We start from the raw sequence: 18,373 nt of genomic DNA, 5'->3' as shown, positions 1-18,373 counted from the left end.
AACAGACTCCTTTGGTCAGACATTCCTATGAGAGAATTTCCGGCAAGTTCCATCCGAAATTCCGATATTTCTGAACAAAAATGTATCAGCAGTTTTAGAGAGCGTCCTCTCGTCTGCCCAGTTGCGCAGTCAGTTCTTAGAGGTAATGGCCGCGATTTCGGTTCGCAGGGTCTCGATTTTCGCGAGATGTCGGCCCGCAGCTGGCCCTGCATCTTTCAGAATGGCTTCTGCGCGGTCCAGATTGGCTCGCGCGGCTTTCGGGTCACCTGCCAGAAGGAAGGCTTCGCCACGGCTGAGATTCAGAAGGCCACCATATATACCAGCCCGCAGTCCAGGGTCTGTCATGAGAGCGTCTGTGTCTGCGGCCAGTTTCAGGGCGGCGGCTATTGCGCCGTGCTTGGCCAGCGCTTCGATCTTGCCAAAGCGGGCAGCAAGCGCAGGCGGGCTGTCCGCACCACTGAACTCTTCTGCCATCGGGATGGCCTGATCAAACAGCTCAATCGCGCCGGTAAAATTTTCCTGCAGGATGCGCAGCTTCGCATAGTTGGACAACAGGACGGCAAGCGCCGCCGACGGCCCATAGAGCGACTGGCGCGTTTCCATGGTTTCAGCATAGGCGCGCTCGGCTTCGTCCAGGCGACCTGTGATGTGATAAAGTGTCGCCAGATTGTTCAGCGTGTTCAGACCATCTGGCGATTCCAGCCGGTCTACAGCTTTAAAGGCGTCCCGTCCGTTCTCGGAGGCTTCAATCGCACCCTCCAGATCACCGATCCGCATGCGGGCCACGCCGATATTCGTATACAGAATGGCCGTGTCCATAGACGTTTCGCCTGAATAGGCGATCCGTGCGGGCAGGGCTTGTGTTAACCGGGCTTCTGCTTCTGCAACCTGGCCTTCCTGAGCCAGCAATTGCGATTCAACGAGCACACTGTCGAGAAGCACTTCCTGATGATCGAGTGGGTTTGCCTGCCAGTATGCTTTGGCGGCATCGAGCCGGCGACGCGCTTCGCCGACATCACCGGTGCGCATCAGAACATTGGCGAGATCATGGGATGCCAAAGCAATCAGATCTGCTGTTTCCTGTGTCTCCTGCATATCTGCGACCGCTGTGAGCAGCGGTTCTGCCGCAGAATACGCATTCATCAGATAAAACAGTTCGCCATACATATGTAGCACGGGCGCAGCGCCTGCCGGATCATCATCGAATTCTTCGAGCATGCGGTTTGCAGATTTGGTGACCAGATCTCTGGCGTCGAGTTCGCCGCCGGCATCGCCAGCTTCCGAAAACATGACAAACGTCGCCTGTTGCATGGCCCGGAGCCGTTCACGTTCCTGAATGGCTGCGTCGCGTTCGCGCTGCGCCTTCTCTGCCTGCCAGATCGTTCCGGCAAGGCCCAGAGACAGAGCAGCAATGACGGCAATCGCAGCGGTTGAGGCAAGCCAGTTGCGCCGGAGGAAAAGACCAGCCTCGTAACGAAATCCGCCTGGACGCGCGCTGATGGGTTCATGAGTCAGGAAGTGACGTATGTCGCCAGCCAGCGCTTCGACGGAAGCGTAGCGCGCCTCGGGCGTTTCTGCCAGTGCGTGATCGAGGATCGCGCACAGGTCATATGGCAGTTTTTTCAGCTGGTTCGTCCGCAATTCTGCCGGCTTGGGTGGTTCGCCCAGAAGCAGCATGACGAGCGTTGCGCCGAGGCCAAAAACATCCGTGGCAGCCGATACAGGCCCTTGAGAGATTTGCTCAGGCGCAGCAAACGCCATGGTCATTGGCGACTTTTCGGCAATGTCGGCTTCGTCGATGAGGCCTGCGACACCGAAATCGATGAGTTTCACCTCGCCGTTCCTGGTGACAAGGATGTTTGAAGGCTTCAGGTCGCGATGAAGGATTAACTGGCCATGGGCATGGGTGACAGCCGCACAGGCCTTCAGAAACAGACGCAGTGTTTCCGGCAGGGTTAGCGCGTTCTCGGCGACATAGGTGTCGATGGGAATACCCTCGATGCGTTCCATGACGAGATAGGGGATGTCGTCAGTTCCGACGCCACCATCAATCAGCCGCGCAATATTGGGGTGTTCGAGCTTTGCAAGCACCTGGCGCTCACGCTGAAAGCGCGCAAGACCATCCTGGTCAGCCAGTGGGATGCGTTTCAGCGCAGCCAGTTGTTCATAGTGACCATCGGCCCGTTCGACTTCATAGACCTCGCCCATGCCGCCAGTGCCGAGCACGGATCGAACGCGCCAGTTTCCAATCTCAGTGCCGGTTGGCAGCACCACATCCTGATCGCTTACAGCGCCGCCCGTCTCGAAAAAGCCGGTCTCCTGCGATGGTGACATCAGTTTATCAAGAAGCGCCCGTTCGTCCGGGTTGAGCTGCAGGCGTTCGATCTCTGCCGGCCGGGCTTCCGGCTCGAGATCCATAATTTGCGAATACAGTTCAGCAATACGCGCCCAGTCGCGATCCTGCATGTCTTCACCCCCCGATGAATCACAGATGACAGGTATTCACTTGTAAGAAGAGCCTGACAACATCCGAATGTGCTGTCAGGCTCCAAAATTATCGGATTGCCTTAGCGGTACGCGAGAGCGTGCGGGCTTGGCTTTGGCTGTGCGAAATACTTCTTCTCGACAATATTCAGCACGGTTTCGAGAACCGTTTGCGGCATGACAGGCTTTTTCAGCAGCTTGCTTGCACCGGCTCGCATCGCCATCGACACCATTTCCGGTGTGTTGACCGACGTGTAGAGAATGACCGGCGTTTCCGCGTCCAGCGTCGTATGACCTTTGCGAATGTTCTTGAGCAGATCCAGACCATTGACCGGAGACATGATCCAGTCGGTGATCACCATGGTCGGCTTGTGATTGCGGATCGTCGCCAGAACTTCTGCGCCGGACGCTGCCAGGCGAACATTCTCAATGCCGTGAAATTCAAAGGTCGAGCGCATCAGTTCGCGGATATAAGCATCGTCATCTGCAAAGAGAATGACTTCCTTGCTCAGCATACGCCGCGTTGCTTCCTGCTGAGCATCTTCACGAACCGTCGTTACCTCGCCAACTTTCATGTCATCGATCGCATTCGCGCGTTGCATCAGTTTGGAGTTATCTGGTGTGATGGTCGGGGCGAGTTCCTTGATCGCCGTGATCTGTTCAGACACGCGTGACAGGGCCGCCTCGTAATTGCGTGGTTTTCTGGCCAGTAACTGACCGAGTTCTTTCTCGACGGCTTTGAACTTGCGACCGACGCTGCGAAATCCCATGCATTGGGCGGCCCCGCCCATGCGGTGGACTTCGCTGTAGAGTTGCTCTGTAAAGCCTTTCAGGTCGTCGGCACGCGACGGATCTTCTGAAAATTCGATCAGGGAAGACAATTGCAAGTCAAAGTCTTCGCAATAGCGATATATGACTTTGGAAATGCTTGGTGTAAATTCAGTCATAGTTCCCTCCAGTAGACGCGGTTCAAATAAAATTGACAATTCAAGTAGCCCGCTCTGGCGCTTACCGGATCACTTCTTGATCTATACTTCTCGCGACAACCTCGCGATAAGGGCGACTTCATGAAGGTTTATAATAAGCCCAATTTCGTTAACGCATTGAATGTTGACGCGACTGAAATTGATGCTTCGCTTATAAAATTATTAACTTCCGCACATCTGTAATTAACTTTTATCGCGCAACCTTGGGCAGAATTGACCAACCCCGGGGACGCTTTTGCCATTTCATCAGACAGTCCAGACGACTCTGAGAGCAAAGATTATCCTGCTCACCTGCGCTTTCGCTGTGATTGCGTCTGTGTCGGTCGTTTGGCTGAACGGATCGAAAGCTCGCGAAGTTGTGGGGGCAAATGTTGCGGTCAGTACGCTCAGCAATGAAAGTCAGAAGGTCGCCATTCGTCTCGAAGAAGACTTTGTGGACATGGTCCAGGATGCGCGCATAGTTTCACTGACCCCGCCTATAACCGGCATGATCCGAAGCCGTGAAACCGGGACTGACCCGGTGGATGGGTCGACCTATGATCTCTGGCGATCAAGGCTTGCGACGATATTCACCTCGGTCATGGAAGAACGGCCGAGCTATACGCAGATGCGTTATATCGCTCTGGATGACAGTGGGTCTGAACTTGTGCGCGTCAACCGGGAGGCAAACGGAACGCTTGCGGTTGTCGATGAAAGCCAGCTTCAGACAAAAGCGGGTGAACCCTATTTTCATGCAGCGCTTTCCCTCGAAAAGGGAGAGAGCATGTTTTCAGAAGTCAGCTTCAATCGTGAACATGGCGAGGTCACGCAGGCGTATGTGCCGACCATCCGGTCTGTTGTTCCCGTCTATTCAGCCGAGGGTGATGCGTATGGTCTGATTGTGATCAATGCCGATTATGAAGCACTTCTACAGGAGTCGCTCTCGCGCATTGCACCGAATTTTGACCTTTTCATTTTTCACACGGGCGGCGATGTCTTCGAGTACAATGCCGCGACCGGGAATACGCGTTACATCCCCAACGGAGCCGCGTCAGGCCAGCTGCGTGATTATCAGTCTCTGTTTGAAGATCAGGAAGAGGGCCCGCTTTATCAGTTCGGTGATGACATTCTCTTCAGCACCTGGATTGAAGACTTTTCAGATGCACGCGGCCTTCATCTGGATGTGGTGTTGCGTGCCTCACGGGCCGCCGTTCTGTTTGCGAGCCGGGAATCCTTTGTGCAGGTTGCAGGGCTGGCGATTGCCCTGATCCTTGGCAGCCTGATCTGTGCTGCCCTGATCGCAGACCGGATGACCAATCCGCTGCGCCGCATGACGCGCCGGATCAAACAATACACAGACTGGTCCCAGACAGGTGACCTTTATCTCCCCGTCGATCATAATGACGAAATTGGAGACTTGTCGCGCGCATTTTCCGACCTCGTCTCTCAATTGCAGGACAGCCAGGCGCGGTCTGCCAACATCATCCTGAATGCCGTGGATGGCGTAATCGTGGTCGATCAAAAGGGTGTCATTGAGACCTTCAATCCGGCTTGCGAACGCATTTTTGGTTACAAGGCGGATGATGTTGTCGGGCAGAATATTTCTCATCTTCTGACGGAAGACGCTGTCGCGACCATTAAGGCATTCGCTACGCGTCTTGCCACCACCGCGGGGGCGCCGGGCGTTCAGCTACGGGCACGTCATCGAAATGGCAGCGAGTTTCCGATGGAAGTCTCGCTGAGTGAAATGCGTCAGAAAGGGCAGGTCTATTTCTGCGGCATTATACGTGATCTGACCCAGGTTGTTGCGGACCGCGAAGCTTTCGAAAAGCAGGCAGAAACCCTGGAACTGGCGCTGCAGGCCGGTGAGCTGGGTTTGTGGGACTGGAATCTCACAACGGGAAAAATCACGTTTTCGAAACGGTGTGCGGAAATTGGTGGCTATACGCTGGATGAGTTCCCAGTGAGTGCCAAGGAATGGGAAGCCTATCTCCATGAGGACGATATGGAGGTGCGTGAAGCGTTTCTGCGCGAATTCATTGCCGGCAAGCGCGAGAGCTATGAGCTTGAATATCGCTTCCGTCATCGAAACGGACACTGGGTCTGGCTGCAGACCAAGGGTCGCATTTTCGAGCGAGACGAGGATGGAAAGCCGGTGCGTGTCGTCGGTGTGCATCTCGATGTGTCGTCTCGCAAGCAATATGAACTCGATATCATCGAGCAGAATCGCCGCCTGGAACTCGCTGAGAATGTTGCCGACATGGGACATTGGAGCGTGGATGTCGAAACGGGTGACTGGGAATGGTCTGATGCTGTTTGCCAGCTCCATGGTGTCGACAAGGAGCGCTTTTCCGCCACTCTGGCGTCTGTCATGCGTTGCTATCATCCGGATGATGCCACCCGGTTTACGGCCTGCCTCGTAAAAGCGTTTGGTCAGAATGATCCGTTCGAGCTTCCGCTGCGCGTTCTACGGCCGGACGGAGAGGTGCGTCAGTTGCTTTGTCGGGGTGAAGTCATGACCGACGCCAGCAATGCCGGACGCAAGAGCGTATTCGGTATTTTTCAGGACATCACAGAGAAGAAGCGCAAGGATCAGCGCCTGCGCGAAAGCGAAGAGAAAAACCGCATGTTGCTTGCCAACATGGTCGATGGTGTCCTGACCGTCGATGCGAGCGGTCGCATTGATAGCTACAACCGGGCATGTGCCGAGATATTCGGATATGACACCCAGGAACTGCTCGGACGTGACGTGTCATTGCTGATGCCGGAGGCGGCAGGTGAAGCGCGCCGCGCAGGATCTGTCTATTTTCTGGAATTGTCGGCTGAAGATGTCCAGAGGACCGAGCGGCCTCTGGAGCTCACAGGCCACCGCAAAGATGGCGAACTGTTTACGCTCGAGCTGGCGTTCAGCGTATTTGAGGTTGCCGGACGGCGCCTGTTTACCTGCGTTCTGCGCGATATCACTGAGCGCAAGCAGATGGAAACCATGAAGAATGAGTTCGTTTCGACGGTGAACCATGAGCTCAGAACGCCGCTGACCTCGATTTATGGCGCGCTCGACCTTCTGAAGTCTGCCGCGAAGGATCAGCTGGATGCGCGCTGTAACCGGCTGGTCACGCTGGCTCACGATGGCTGCGGACGGCTCACCCATCTGGTGAATGATATTCTCGATCTTGAGAAAATCGAAGCCGGAAAAATGGAGTACCGGCTGGAGCCTGTCAGGCTCACCAGTGTCGTAGATGATATCGTCCGGCGTCATGAAGTGCTGGAGGATCGTTTCAACGTCCACTTCGTGATTGATCATGAGATTGGCGATGCGCAAGTTCGGCTCGATCAGAACCGGTTCAATCAGGCTCTGGTCAATCTGATGTCAAATGCCGCAAAATTCTCTCCAGCAGGCGCGCCTGTGACCATTCGCACACGCTGGATCGGAGAAGACCGCCTCCGTGTGTCTGTCGCGGACGAAGGTGCGGGCATTCCGAAAGCGTTTCAGGAAAGAATCTTCGAGCGCTTCGCGCAGGCAGACAGTTCCTCCACCCGGTCAGCAGCCGGTACGGGGCTCGGGCTTAATATCACGAAATCCATCATTGAAGCCTTTGGTGGCTCGGTGAGTTTTGAAACGGAAAAAGGGCAGGGGACTGTTTTCCATTTCGACTTGCCGGTCTGTCAGGCCGATGAACAAGTCTACCAGGAGGCATCCTGATCATGAGCCAGGAACTACGCCGCGTTTTGTATCTCGAGGACGATCCGAGCATTGCTGAGATCGCCGTGATGGCGATGCAGGAATTTTCAAATCTGGAGGTTCTGCACTGCGATCGGGGCCAGCTGGCCGTGGAGGCCTTCTCAGAGTTTGATCCGGAAATTCTGCTGTTTGATGTCATGTTGCCGGGGATGGATGGCGTGCAAACGCTGGACGCTGTCCGCAAGCTGCCTGGTGGTGCGGATGTCCCGGTGATCTTCATGACGGCAAAGGCGCAAACGCATGAGCAGCAGCAATACATGGATCTTGGCGCGCTCAGCGTAATCGTGAAACCGTTCGACGCCTTCATGCTAGGTGATCAACTCAAGACGCTCTGGCAGACGAGACAGAAAATTCCAGCAACCACTGACAATACGAACGCCTGATAGAAGGCGCAGCCCGGAGGGAGGACCATGCAGCATGGAAAGAAAGATCCGGAAGTCATCATAAGAAAATACTGTGAGGCACTTCCAAATGACGTCGCCAGGATCGCGACTCTGCTCGAAGAATCTCTGCAGGGCATTCGACCGCCCGGCCAGGTGCTTGGAGATCTCTTTGAGGAATTTCACCGTATGTCCGGTACCGCCCTTTGCATGGGATTTCCCTTCCTCGGCAAGGAGCTTGGTAAGATAGAGCTGGAAATCGAACAGGCTCTGCACAGTCCAGATGCGAACTGGCAAACGCTCTTCCGAGAAGTCGCCCGAAAAATCGAGTCGATTGCCCGGCTGCTCAATTATGTTTCCCCGGAAAATTCCATTCTATTGCGTCATGCGGAGATGAAATACGCCACGTTGCACAACAGTCGTTCGCTGCGAAGCGAGCGGTTTCGTAAAATCATGGGCGAACAGCGTGTGATTTTTGCAGATGATGATCTGTCTGTCCGACGCCTGATGCGGGATATGCTCGCCTCTATCGGGGTGGGTGCAACAGAGTTTGCTGAAAATGGCGAAGCCTTGCTGGATATCGCTCCGGGATTTGCGCCGAGCATGATCATCACGGACTGGTATATGCAGCCCATGAATGGTCTGGAGTTTCTGAAGCGCGTACGCGGTGGAGAGACCGAAATTGAGCAGGGATGCCCGATCATCTTTCTGTCGTCTCAGAAGACCATCGATCAGGTTCAGCAGGTTGTTGGCGAAGGTGCCGACCACTTTCTGGTCAAGCCCTTCACGCTCAATCTTGTCGAGAAGGCGATCTATCAGGTCGCCACACGCCCTCGTGCCCGTCAGTCGGTCTACTACGCCTGGTAGGGCTCGCTTTTGCTCAAGGTGAGGCCGCATATATAACCCCAGGTCATCGCTGGACCAATGGTAGTGCCTGTTCCCACGGCTCTTGTGCCGAACGGGTTGGCCATCGCATTGCCGGCCGCGAAAAGGCCGGGAATGAAGCTTCCATCCGGTCTCAGAACGCGTCCGCAAGCATCCGTCATCGGCCCACCTTTGGTGCCCATAAGCGAGATATTGAAAGGCGCTGCGTAGTAGGGCGGACGCTCAATCGGCGCCATTGTGCCGCGTTTGCCTGACACGAGCTTGTCAAATCCTGATTTTCCACGCCCGAAGTCTTCGTCAGCGCCTTGTCGTGCAAAGGTGTTGAAGCGTTCAATTGTCCAGTCGAGCGCCTCGGCAGACAGGTCGAGCTTTTCGGCCAGCTCCGAGAGCGTGGTCGATTTAATCAGCCAGTTTTTCTGATTTCGGGCATAGATTGGAATTATGGGTGTGTTGCGGATCCAGTTGGCATCGCCAATCACCCAGGCCGGAAGATGCGGATACGAGCCGGTATCGGCGTCTTTCCTGAGCAGTAACTCCCCAAAATTGAAATCGAATTCATTGCCAAACCGGTGCCCTGTCTGGTCCACAACGATGACGTGCCGGTCGGCTTGAAACCGTAATGGCATGCCGTGAACATGACCTTCATATTTGGTTGGCAGGGCGCCTGCGATGTTTGCCTCTCCCATATATGCAAGTTCAGCACCGACCGCGCGGGCGAGTTTCTGCCCATCGCCCGTGTTCGTTCTGGGGCTGCAAATCAGATCAGTGGGTTTGGGAAAATGTGCTCCGAACAGGTCTGCGTCCCATTCAAAGCCGCCTGTGGCGATGACGACGCCATGCCGGGTCGCGACGGTCCTGGTTTGATCGTTCTGACGATAAGTGACTGCCCGGATTTGTCCGGTTTCATTCTTGATTAAATCTGTCGCTGCTGCGCTCGAAATCAGCTCGCAACCATGGTCGAGACATCCCTTCAACAGTCCTGCAATCAGAGCAGATCCCTGCGTTTCAAACCCCAAGAGCTTACGCTTCAGGATTTTCGTTGCATGCTTCAGGTGCCCGATAATGGGTTTATGGATGAAGTTTGCCCAGATCATTTCCTCATAGGTGAGGTCATGCGGTTGCGTTGAGGGACGAAGCTTTCTCGCGAAATCGCCGATCTGAGCTTTCAGTTTCATGGGAGCTGGGGACAACATTCGACCGTATTTGACGGCGCCCGGGGCTTCCAGAACCGGATCGGGTTCCGACAGGACTTCCCATTCGATCGGCGTCAGATCATCCACCATCTTCAACATGTCTGGGGCGTGCGTGGTGAATGCCTGCCAGCGATCACTTTCCCGGCTTCCCCACGCTTCGGGCATAACAGCCTTTATATACTGAAGGGCGTTCTCAGGGCTGTCTGCGAGTCCTTTAGACAGCATGATATGGTTCGCGGGTACCCAGGTGCCTGCACCGGACATGGCGCTCGTTCCGCCGATTTTATCAGACTTTTCAAGGATAAGCGTTCGCATGCCTGCCTGGCTTGTCGTCAGAGCAGCTGTCAGACCAGCCGCTCCAGAGCCCAGAATGACAACATCGAATTCAGCGTGTGCGCTATTTTCAGTCATCGCAGGTTTTTCCCCATTCCCGTCACAGATGGGCTTGCATAGCACAAAAAGATAGTAATAACTATTCATAGTTTTTACTATTAAAAGGGCTGATCGATGTCGATTTCTACTGAAACGGTGAGCGCGACGCGCCTTCCGCCTTTGTCCAGAAGTGCGCGGAGCTGGGCCTGGTTTCAGGGTGGGCGAGACACCTACGTCATCGTAGCCGGCACGTATATTTTCATTCCATATTTCGCGACGACCGTCGTTGGTGATCCGGTTCAGGGCCAGAGCCTGATGGCGCTTTACCATCTTATTGCAGGGTTAATTGTCGCTGTAACAGCGCCTTTTCTGGGGGCCGCAGTCGATCAGATGGGGGCAAGGAAGCCATGGATGGTGGGGTTGTCGCTGCTGACCGTGCCTCTGGTTGCGCTACTCTGGTTTGCCGCGCCGGGCGGCGCTTTGCTGCCGGTCACCGTAATCATTGCTATGCTCATCGCATTGAATGTCTTCGTGTCGTATGGGGAGGTCGTTTATGGCGCGATGTTGCCAGATGCTGCGAGCTTGCAGGAACAGTCGCGTGCGTCTGGTTTGGCATTGTCGCTTGGAAATCTTGTCTCGATCTTTGTCATGTTGGCCTTGCTCGCACTCCTCATACCTGAGGTTTCATCAGCTGTTGGCTTGTCCGCTATTCCAAATGGCGTCGACAGAATTTCAGTTGTTCTTGTCGCGCTTTGTATGGGGCTTGGTGTCCTGCCTCTGCTGCGTCATTCAAAGGATACGCCTGCCACCGGTTTGTCTTTGTGGGCTGGCCTCACCAGAGGGGCAGCTCAGCTCTGGCATCTGTTGCGTCATGCAGAATTGCCGGGAAATGCGATGCTCTATCTCCTGGCCCGTATGCTCTACATCAACGGTAAGATGGCATTACTCATATTTGGCGGCGTCTATGCAGCCGGCGTGATGCAGTGGAGTGCAACACAATTGTTGGTTCTCGGTCTGATCGTCACAATGTCGGGGGTGCTTGGCGGCGTATTTGGTGGCTGGCTCGATACACTTTTCGGGCCAAAACGTGCCTTTGAGATCGAAATCGCTGTGACTTTGTTGTGCGCTGTCGCGCAACTTAGCGTCACACCGGATACAATCTTCTTTATCTGGCATGACATGAGCGGAATCCCTGTCCTGCCGCTTCCTATTTTCAACACCGCACCGGAAATCGTCTACATCCTGATTGCCCTGATCCTGAACGTTTTCGGGACGGCATCCTGGGCGTCAAGCCGGACACTGATGGCACAGCTTGCACCACATGATCAGTTGGGGACGTTTTTTGGTTTCTATGCTCTGTCGGGCGTCGCCACTGTTTGGGTCGTTCCACTCTGCATCGAATTCGTGACACGGGCTTTTGAGAGCCAACGGGCAGGACTCGCTCCGGCGAGTGCCTTCATGCTGGTGGGGCTGATTGTCCTGTTGTTTGTCAAACCTGGCCGGTCAGCGGCAGCGGAGTAGATTGATATGAGAGAACGAATTTCGAGCGGATCTCCGCTGGAAGATATCGCGGCTTACTCACGTGCTATTGTAGATGACGACTGGTTGTTTATGTCGGGCACGATGGGCATCGACCCGGCGACAGGTAAAATCGCCGAGTCATTTCCAGACCAGGCATTCCACGCTTTTCGCATCATTGATGAGACATTGGCAAAGGCCGGATTTAGCTACGCCGATGTCGTCCATGTTCGGCTCTTCGTTGCTGATCGTATCCACTTGCGCGACATCGTATTGAAGCTTCGGGAGAAATTTTCAGACGTAAAGCCGGCCCAGACGATGATCATCGCCCAGATGCCGGCTGAAGAAGCGCTTCTCGAGGTGGAGATCACCGCCAAACGCCGGACTGAATAGCTTCAGTCAGTGCGTCGCAGACGCTCGAAATAACTGGCAACCAGAAAGCAGACCTCATCCAGGATCGCTTTTTCGCGTTCTGGCTGTTCAATGGCGATTTCCGTCGCCGTGTACATGGTTTCGGTGGTCAGCATCGTTGCTGTTCTGAGGCGACTTTCCTCAATATGCGGATAGGTTTCTCGCAGGGCAAAGAAGACCTCCTGAGCGACCATGTCACCTGACTCTCTGCGTACGTCACGCAAGATCGGTATGACGTGCATAACGCGCAGAACCCAGGCGCCCCCTGGGAATTCCTTTGTTACGCCGATCACTTTTCCGATCATGTCGCGGTTGCGGGCAACAATTTCATCGAAGGTCGAAGCGGCGAGTCCGCCATTCTTGATCCAGTCCAGAACGATATCATCCTGAGCTTTCATGAGACGGTCGCCAAGTGCGTGAAGAATGGCGTATTTGTTCGGAAAATAGCGATAAAGCGCCGGCGGCGTGATGCCGGCGCGCTTGCAGATGAGGTTGGTAGACAGTCGCTCAAAACCGACCTCCACAAGGAGTTCACCTGTAATCGTCAGAATATTTTCAAAAGTGGTTTTTGCGCGATCCTGGGATGGTTCTGTTTTCGTTTCGAGCTCGAAATCATCTTTCACGGCGGCACCTTGTCTGACGCGCCGTTTTGGCGCGGACGGCGCGCGTTTGCTTTCTGGCATGATAGTGTCCCTTTTGGATCTGATCCAGAGATCAGACCGCTCTCCCCGTTTTGCCTGTGAATCGGTTTAGGACATTTTTCGTGATCCGATCAATAAACGGATCGCCTGCTGCAAGTCCATGGGCCCATTCGGTCGTGCCTGTATTGAAGACCTCGCCTTTACCGCGCTTGAATGACGCCAGAATCGCATGACCTCGCAGAACTTTTTTCTGAGCTGCAGGGCTATCATCGCCGTAGATCACGTTCGCAATGACATCAAGCTGCTCGGGGGGGATAATCGGCGCATAGCCACTGTCCGGGTCTTCGCCAAAGGCGCACGGAGCAATGCCGATAATTTCGAGATTTTCCGGCACACCGACCATCGGGATCGGAACAGGAAGCTCGTCTTCATCAAAGTGGAAGCGACAACCGTCACTTTCATAGCCGATCAGTGGGACCTCTCCGCCGAGAACGTCACCATAGAACAGATCGGTGCCTTCCAGGGTCCAGTGATTGTCCCGATAGATGGTATATCCGGCAGCACCACGCGATACACACATGCCCAGACGGTGATACCCGGCAAATACGAACGACAAACCGGTCAGTTCAGCTTCCGGGCGGCCGACGCTTTCATGTGACCACAAATGTGTGGCGTCATCCTTGGACGCCTCCGGTTCTGCTGTGTGACCGCGCCATTTGTGATTGACCATTGTCTTGCCGTCGTTTTCCCAACGGACTTTCCAGAAGCAGGTATTACCGGAGAGGATGGCGATATTTCCACCAGCATCGACGTACTTCTCGACCTGATCGCGCTCTTTGCCGGACCAGTATTCACTGTGTCCGACGAACAGCGCGCATTTATAGGCCTGTAGAATGTCATCTTTGGCATCAAGATCGTAGTCGGTATAATAATCGAGCTCGATCCCATTTTTCTCGGCCCATTCAGCGAACCGGTGTTCCCATTTGTTCACAAAGCCGGCTGAACCATCGTAGGGCGAGGCGTGATGCTTGATCATCCAGTTCATATCGGAAGCCCAGGGCTGTTCCTTGAAGCCGCGCTTCCGGTCATTGATCAGGCGTGGTGCGTCATCGGGAGCGGCAATAATCAGGTCAGGGAATGGACGTTCCGCTGACAGCGTTCCAATCGCCTGGGCCATTGCGTCTTCAAAGCTTGCCTGACCCTTCATCAGCTTTGTCACATGAGAATATGCATTCGCGCCGCCCCAGTAATTGTAAGCGTGGTAGGTGTTGGTTGCGAGAATGATGGCGATTTCATTCTTCCCTGGCTTTTCGGGCAGGACACAGACAAAGTGGGTCGTCGACTTTTTGTCCGCATTCGTCATGCGAATTCGATAATAACCGCTTTTCCAGTCCTTCCCGATGATGAAATCTCCGGCAGCGGGCCATCCGCAACCATTCATATCGGCGTCTGAAGGCGTCGGGTGATCGGCTACGGTTATGTCGAACTGATGAACCAGTTCAATTTCGGCACCAATCCGTTCCACTTCAACGCTACATTCTCCCGCCAGATCATTCGTGGCGTGTAAATCGACGCGCTCACCAGGACGGGCGCTGAGGCGATTTGTGTAGCAAGCAATCATTTTCGGCTCCGATGCATAATTCTTGGGCAAGAAGGATAGTATATACTACTAAAATAGTCCGAAACTCGCCATTCTAAAATAATAGCTTTAATTATCTTATTAGTTTCGGCAGCGTTGACAAGCCGTCATGCACGAGCCTGCGACGGAATGCGCGAAGTGAGATAAAAGAGGGGAAAAGCATGAAGAACTTGAAGTATGGAGTCGCCGTTTTGCCGATTCTGCTTTGCGGTCTCTCCTATGCACAGGATGTCGTAGAAGCATCGTCGGACACGGTTGCCGAAGATCAGGTCGCGACGATGGATGCCGTTATCGTGACGGCTCAGTTCCGGTCTCAGAGCCTGCAGGATATTCCGATTGCGGTTACCGCTCTTTCCGACGAGCAGCTCCAGAATCAACGCATCACAAATGCGCTTGATCTAAGCAACCTCGCGCCGGGGCTTCGCATCGCGAGCGGGGATGCTGCGGCAAATCCGAAAATTTTCATTCGTGGTGTTGGTCTGGCTGACTTTAACCCGAGTTCTTCTGCAGGCGTCAGTATGTATGTCGATCACGTTCTATACGGATCGCCTCTGTCGCAAATGTCAGGCTTTTTCGATCTGGAACGTATTGAGGTTCTGCGTGGCCCGCAGGGGACTCTTTACGGCCGCAACACAACAGGCGGCGCACTGAACATCGTATCGAAAGACCCGACTGATGAATTCACGATGGATGCATCGGTAGATTACGGCAGCTATAATCGTCTGAACGCAAATGTCGGCTTTGGTGGTCCGATCATCGAAGACAAATTGTCTTATCGCTTTGCCGCAATGGCGCTGACCGATGAGGGCTATACAGAGAATCGTGCGACCGGAAATGATGTGAATGAGTCCGATCGCTGGGCGGTCCGCGGCAAACTTCTCTTCACGCCGACGGCGGACCTGGAAATCAAGGGCATGGTCAGTTTCTTCCAGAACCGCGGCAGCGCGCGCCAGATCAAACATCGCGCGCTCTTTCCCGGTACCGCAGAGGCGACCGATCCGACCACAGGGTATTGCGCGCCGGGATACTTTAACAGTGGCTTGTGTACGGATGTATTGGGATATGCTGATACATCGTCAGACCCGTATTCGATTGAATCGAATCTGGAGGGCGAAGACCAGGTCGATGTCGTCACATCGAGTCTCGAAGTCGTTTACCACATGGATTCGATGGATTTCATCTCCATCACCGCCTATCAGGCGTCAGATCGTGATGACATCGAAAATACAGACGCCAATCCACTTCAAATGATTGAAGCGCGTTATCGGGCACAACAAAGCCAGTTTACACAGGAGTTTCGGCTCCAGTCTTCGGATGACAAGGCGCTCAGCTGGGTTCTTGGCGGTTATTATCTGAATGACGATCTTCAGGATAACAGTTCATACGATATCCTCCGCATTCTGCGCCCAATGTATATGTCGCCTGAAAATCCACTCGGGATCAGTCCGGCTGACAGTGTTGGCCTGTTTGGCTGGCCATACACCCAGAAAACAGAATCCTGGGCCGTGTTTGGACAGGCGGACTATGACGTCACGGACAAGCTGACTGCGACGGTGGGACTACGCTGGTCGAGCGACAAAAAGGAAATGGACTATGTCAGCCAGGTTGAGGATGGCCTCATTACCTTGCTGACCTTCCGGGATGACGAAACTTTCAGCGATTGGTCAGGTCGTCTCGGCCTGAGCTATCAGTACACCCCCAACACAAACTTCTACGCGATGTACAATCGCGGCTATAAGTCTGGCGGCTACTTTGGTGGCCAGGCGACGTCCGCAGATCAGCTTGAGCCATATGACAACGAAACCCTCAACGCTTTCGAGGTCGGTAGCAAAAACGATTTGTTTGGGTGGGCGCGTCTGAATCTGGCGGCGTTCTACTACGATTACCAGGATCAGCAGGTTTTTGCTCAGGTTCTGCGCAATGGGGTCACGACACAGGTTCTGGATAATGCTGCGAGTTCAACCATTTACGGTCTCGAAGCCGAGTTTTCGGCACAGCTGACCGAAGGACTGAATGTCGGTCTGAACGGATCCTGGCTGGAATCGGAAATCGAGGAATTCGAGTCCGAAGGAGAAGACTATTCCGGAAATCCGTTGCAGCACGCGCCGGAATTTTCGCTCAGCGGCACGGTGAATTATGAGTTCAACCTCGCGAATGGAAGTCAGCTCTTTACCGACTGGGATGCGAATTACCGTTCGAAAGTCTATTTCAACAACACCAAAACCGAACGCTTGTCCGAAGAGGGTAAGACGATCGTCAATGGTCAGATCGGCTGGCGGTCTGCTGATGGTATTCTGGAAACAGGCCTGTTCGTGAAGAATGTGTTTGATGAAGAGTATCTGGTCGGCATTTCCAACATTGAAAGTCTGGGCGTTGATTTGCTCAGCTATGCCGAACCGCAAATGTATGGCGCCTTTTTAAGACTGTCATATTGATCGGTTAAACTGGAAACACGCGAGCGCCGGTTCCCCAATTCCGGCGCAAGCATCGAAGTCTCCGGGGGAGAGCGGCGGGCAGTGCTTTCAGCGCTGCCCGTAGCTTTTGAATTGCGTGATGACGCCCGCAAGATCTTCCTGGGTCAGAAGCTCTGGACCGCCAATACAGAGCGTGCCGTAATAGTAACCGGCCTGTGTCTCGATTTCTTCGGCAATGGACAGCGCTCTTGTGAGGGATGTCGAAACCGCAATCTGCCCATGATTGGCCATCAGACAGCCAAAGCGTCCGTCGAGTGTTTGCACGATCTCATCTGCCAGTGCCTGAGTCCCGAAGGTTGCATAGGGTGCCACCGGGATTTCGGCGCCCCCGCTGACGGCAGTCATGTAATGCAGAAACGGTATGGGCTTACGGGCGCAGGCGAGCGTTGTGGCAAAGCGCGAATGACAATGGACCACGGCCTGCATGTCTGGCCGCTTTTCCAGAATGCCGGTGTGCATGCGCCATTCGCTCGACGGCTTTACATCGCCTGAATAGTCGCCGTTGAGATGCATAAAGACGACCTGTTCAGGCCGGAGGAGGCTGGCAGGAATACCGCTTGGCGATATCAGTACCCCATCTTCGAAACGGACCGATACATTTCCGGCCGTACCATGGTTAAGCCCCGCATCATCCATGCGTTGCATGATATCAACGAGTTCAGATCGTAGGTCGATTTCTGTGCTCATAACGTGCGCAATCCTTCAATCTGCTCATAGGTTTCGAGCTTGCCGAGCGTGCCGGTGCCCTGCGCGACGAGGGAGGCCGTCAGCGTCGCGGTTTGCATGGCCGTTTCAAAATCCTGCCCCTTACAACGACCGGCTATGAAACCGGCGCAATAGGAATCGCCGCAGCTCGTTGTATCGACCACGTCGATTTTTCTGGCCGGGCAATGGATGATGTTTCCGTCCGCATACCCAACACTGCCTTCGCCGCCGACTTTCACAATACAGGCCCCCGCGCCGAGTTCGACAAAAGTTCTTGCTGCGCTTTCGGGGTCTTGCGTCCCCAGTAATGCCTCAGCTTCTGCAAGGCTTGGCATGAAGACATCCACAAGCGGGAGTAGTTTTTTCAGGAAATCGAGGGTTTCAGGCTGCGGCGAGATCAGATCGCATGTGATGCGGGTTCCGCTTTCGCGTATATCAGTCAAGGCATTCAGCGTTTTCGTGGTTGTCAGATTTGGAAAGCCGACTCCGCCAAAATGCAGGTAGCTCGCTGTTTTTGCGCAGTCGATGGAGTCTGGCGTGAAGTCACTCAGCACGCTCGCACCGAGCATATGAAGATTGGGGCGCTCGCCGTCTTGCTGGATCAACAGAATGGTCGTCGAGGTCGGCAGATCGCTGGTTGTTTTCAGGTGCTCAACGCCAACCCCTTCCTCTTCAAAAAGCTGTCTCAGCACGCGACCGATCCGGTCTTCGCCGGTCAGTGAGGCGAGTTGCGTTTTCAGGCCAAGTCTGGAAGCAACCACCGCGCAGCCGCCAGCCGTTCCGGCAGGTGCCAGCGCGATCTCATCAATCCATGCAGTTGCCCCACCTTTAGGCAGTTCTCTGACTGGTCTGCCCAGAATATCGAGCGTGGTCAGCCCGATGCACACAAGATCCGTCATTTCACGTTGAACTCCCCTTGTTCTGATTTCAAGAGAAGTATAGTAGTAATTACTATCATTTGAAA

General features: G+C 54.3%; 13 protein-coding genes. 6 read left to right on the top strand and 7 right to left on the bottom strand.

The window, feature by feature from the left end:
- Nucleotides 1-129: 129 nt before the first annotated feature.
- Together ACFQDM_RS06300 and ACFQDM_RS06295 are read right to left on the bottom strand one after the other, a co-directional pair.
- Nucleotides 130-2,466: a protein kinase domain-containing protein gene (locus ACFQDM_RS06300; protein WP_377376928.1), complete on the bottom strand. Its 2,337-nt coding sequence runs from the start codon at nucleotides 2,464-2,466 to the stop codon at nucleotides 130-132.
- Between the two features lie 101 nt (nucleotides 2,467-2,567).
- Nucleotides 2,568-3,431 carry a response regulator gene (locus ACFQDM_RS06295; RefSeq protein WP_377376926.1) on the bottom strand — a complete coding sequence of 288 codons (864 nt, stop codon included), beginning with the start codon at nucleotides 3,429-3,431 and terminating at the stop codon, nucleotides 2,568-2,570.
- Nucleotides 3,432-3,705: 274 nt separating this feature from the next.
- Between ACFQDM_RS06295 and ACFQDM_RS06290 the strand changes: the two genes are divergently transcribed.
- From ACFQDM_RS06290 to ACFQDM_RS06280, 3 genes are read left to right on the top strand one after another with little or no spacing between them, the layout of a single operon-like run.
- Nucleotides 3,706-7,152: a PAS domain S-box protein gene (locus ACFQDM_RS06290; RefSeq protein ID WP_377376924.1), complete on the top strand. Its 3,447-nt coding sequence runs from the start codon at nucleotides 3,706-3,708 to the stop codon at nucleotides 7,150-7,152.
- 2 nt (nucleotides 7,153-7,154) lie between these two features.
- The gene (locus ACFQDM_RS06285) at nucleotides 7,155-7,574 is read left to right on the top strand and encodes a response regulator (protein WP_377376922.1); all 420 of its coding nucleotides are present in this window, start codon (nucleotides 7,155-7,157) and stop codon (nucleotides 7,572-7,574) included.
- Between the two features lie 27 nt (nucleotides 7,575-7,601).
- Entirely contained in the window at nucleotides 7,602-8,438 is an 837-nt protein-coding gene (locus ACFQDM_RS06280) for a response regulator (RefSeq protein ID WP_377376919.1), read from the top strand.
- Here ACFQDM_RS06280 and ACFQDM_RS06275 read toward each other — a convergent pair.
- Nucleotides 8,426-10,060: an FAD-dependent oxidoreductase gene (locus ACFQDM_RS06275; RefSeq protein ID WP_377376916.1), complete on the bottom strand. Its 1,635-nt coding sequence runs from the start codon at nucleotides 10,058-10,060 to the stop codon at nucleotides 8,426-8,428. The genes ACFQDM_RS06280 and ACFQDM_RS06275 overlap by 13 nt on opposite strands.
- Before the next feature lie 96 nt (nucleotides 10,061-10,156).
- On the opposite strand from ACFQDM_RS06275, the gene ACFQDM_RS06270 reads away from it, so the two are divergent.
- Together ACFQDM_RS06270 and ACFQDM_RS06265 are read left to right on the top strand one after the other, a co-directional pair.
- The gene (locus tag ACFQDM_RS06270; protein WP_377376913.1) at nucleotides 10,157-11,542 is read left to right on the top strand and encodes an MFS transporter; all 1,386 of its coding nucleotides are present in this window, start codon (nucleotides 10,157-10,159) and stop codon (nucleotides 11,540-11,542) included.
- A 6-nt stretch (nucleotides 11,543-11,548) separates the two neighbouring features.
- Nucleotides 11,549-11,932 (top strand): Rid family hydrolase, encoded by a 384-nt coding sequence (locus tag ACFQDM_RS06265; protein WP_377376911.1) that lies wholly within the window; start codon nucleotides 11,549-11,551, stop codon nucleotides 11,930-11,932.
- A 2-nt stretch (nucleotides 11,933-11,934) separates the two neighbouring features.
- On the opposite strand, the gene ACFQDM_RS06260 is transcribed toward ACFQDM_RS06265, so the two are convergent.
- Together ACFQDM_RS06260 and ACFQDM_RS06255 are read right to left on the bottom strand one after the other, a co-directional pair.
- A complete protein-coding gene (locus ACFQDM_RS06260) occupies nucleotides 11,935-12,633 on the bottom strand; it encodes a TetR/AcrR family transcriptional regulator (protein ID WP_377376909.1) in 699 nt (232 codons plus the stop codon).
- Nucleotides 12,634-12,664: 31 nt separating this feature from the next.
- Entirely contained in the window at nucleotides 12,665-14,212 is a 1,548-nt protein-coding gene (locus tag ACFQDM_RS06255) for a N,N-dimethylformamidase beta subunit family domain-containing protein (RefSeq protein WP_377376907.1), read from the bottom strand.
- 179 nt (nucleotides 14,213-14,391) lie between these two features.
- On the opposite strand from ACFQDM_RS06255, the gene ACFQDM_RS06250 reads away from it, so the two are divergent.
- Nucleotides 14,392-16,665: a TonB-dependent receptor gene (locus tag ACFQDM_RS06250; RefSeq protein ID WP_377376904.1), complete on the top strand. Its 2,274-nt coding sequence runs from the start codon at nucleotides 14,392-14,394 to the stop codon at nucleotides 16,663-16,665.
- Between the two features lie 87 nt (nucleotides 16,666-16,752).
- Here ACFQDM_RS06250 and ACFQDM_RS06245 read toward each other — a convergent pair whose 3' ends face one another.
- Nucleotides 16,753-17,391 carry a class II aldolase/adducin family protein gene (locus ACFQDM_RS06245; protein WP_377376902.1) on the bottom strand — a complete coding sequence of 213 codons (639 nt, stop codon included), beginning with the start codon at nucleotides 17,389-17,391 and terminating at the stop codon, nucleotides 16,753-16,755.
- Nucleotides 17,388-18,308: a carbohydrate kinase family protein gene (locus ACFQDM_RS06240; RefSeq protein ID WP_377376900.1), complete on the bottom strand. Its 921-nt coding sequence runs from the start codon at nucleotides 18,306-18,308 to the stop codon at nucleotides 17,388-17,390. Before ACFQDM_RS06240 ends, ACFQDM_RS06245 begins: the two co-directional genes overlap by 4 nt.
- Nucleotides 18,309-18,373 lie beyond the last annotated feature (65 nt).

The sequence above is a fragment of the Ponticaulis profundi genome (assembly GCF_042659465.1).
Lineage (GTDB): Bacteria > Pseudomonadota > Alphaproteobacteria > Caulobacterales > Hyphomonadaceae > Ponticaulis > Ponticaulis profundi.
Note: the sequence above shows the minus strand (reverse complement) of the source record. Positions and strands in the feature narration are given on the sequence as shown.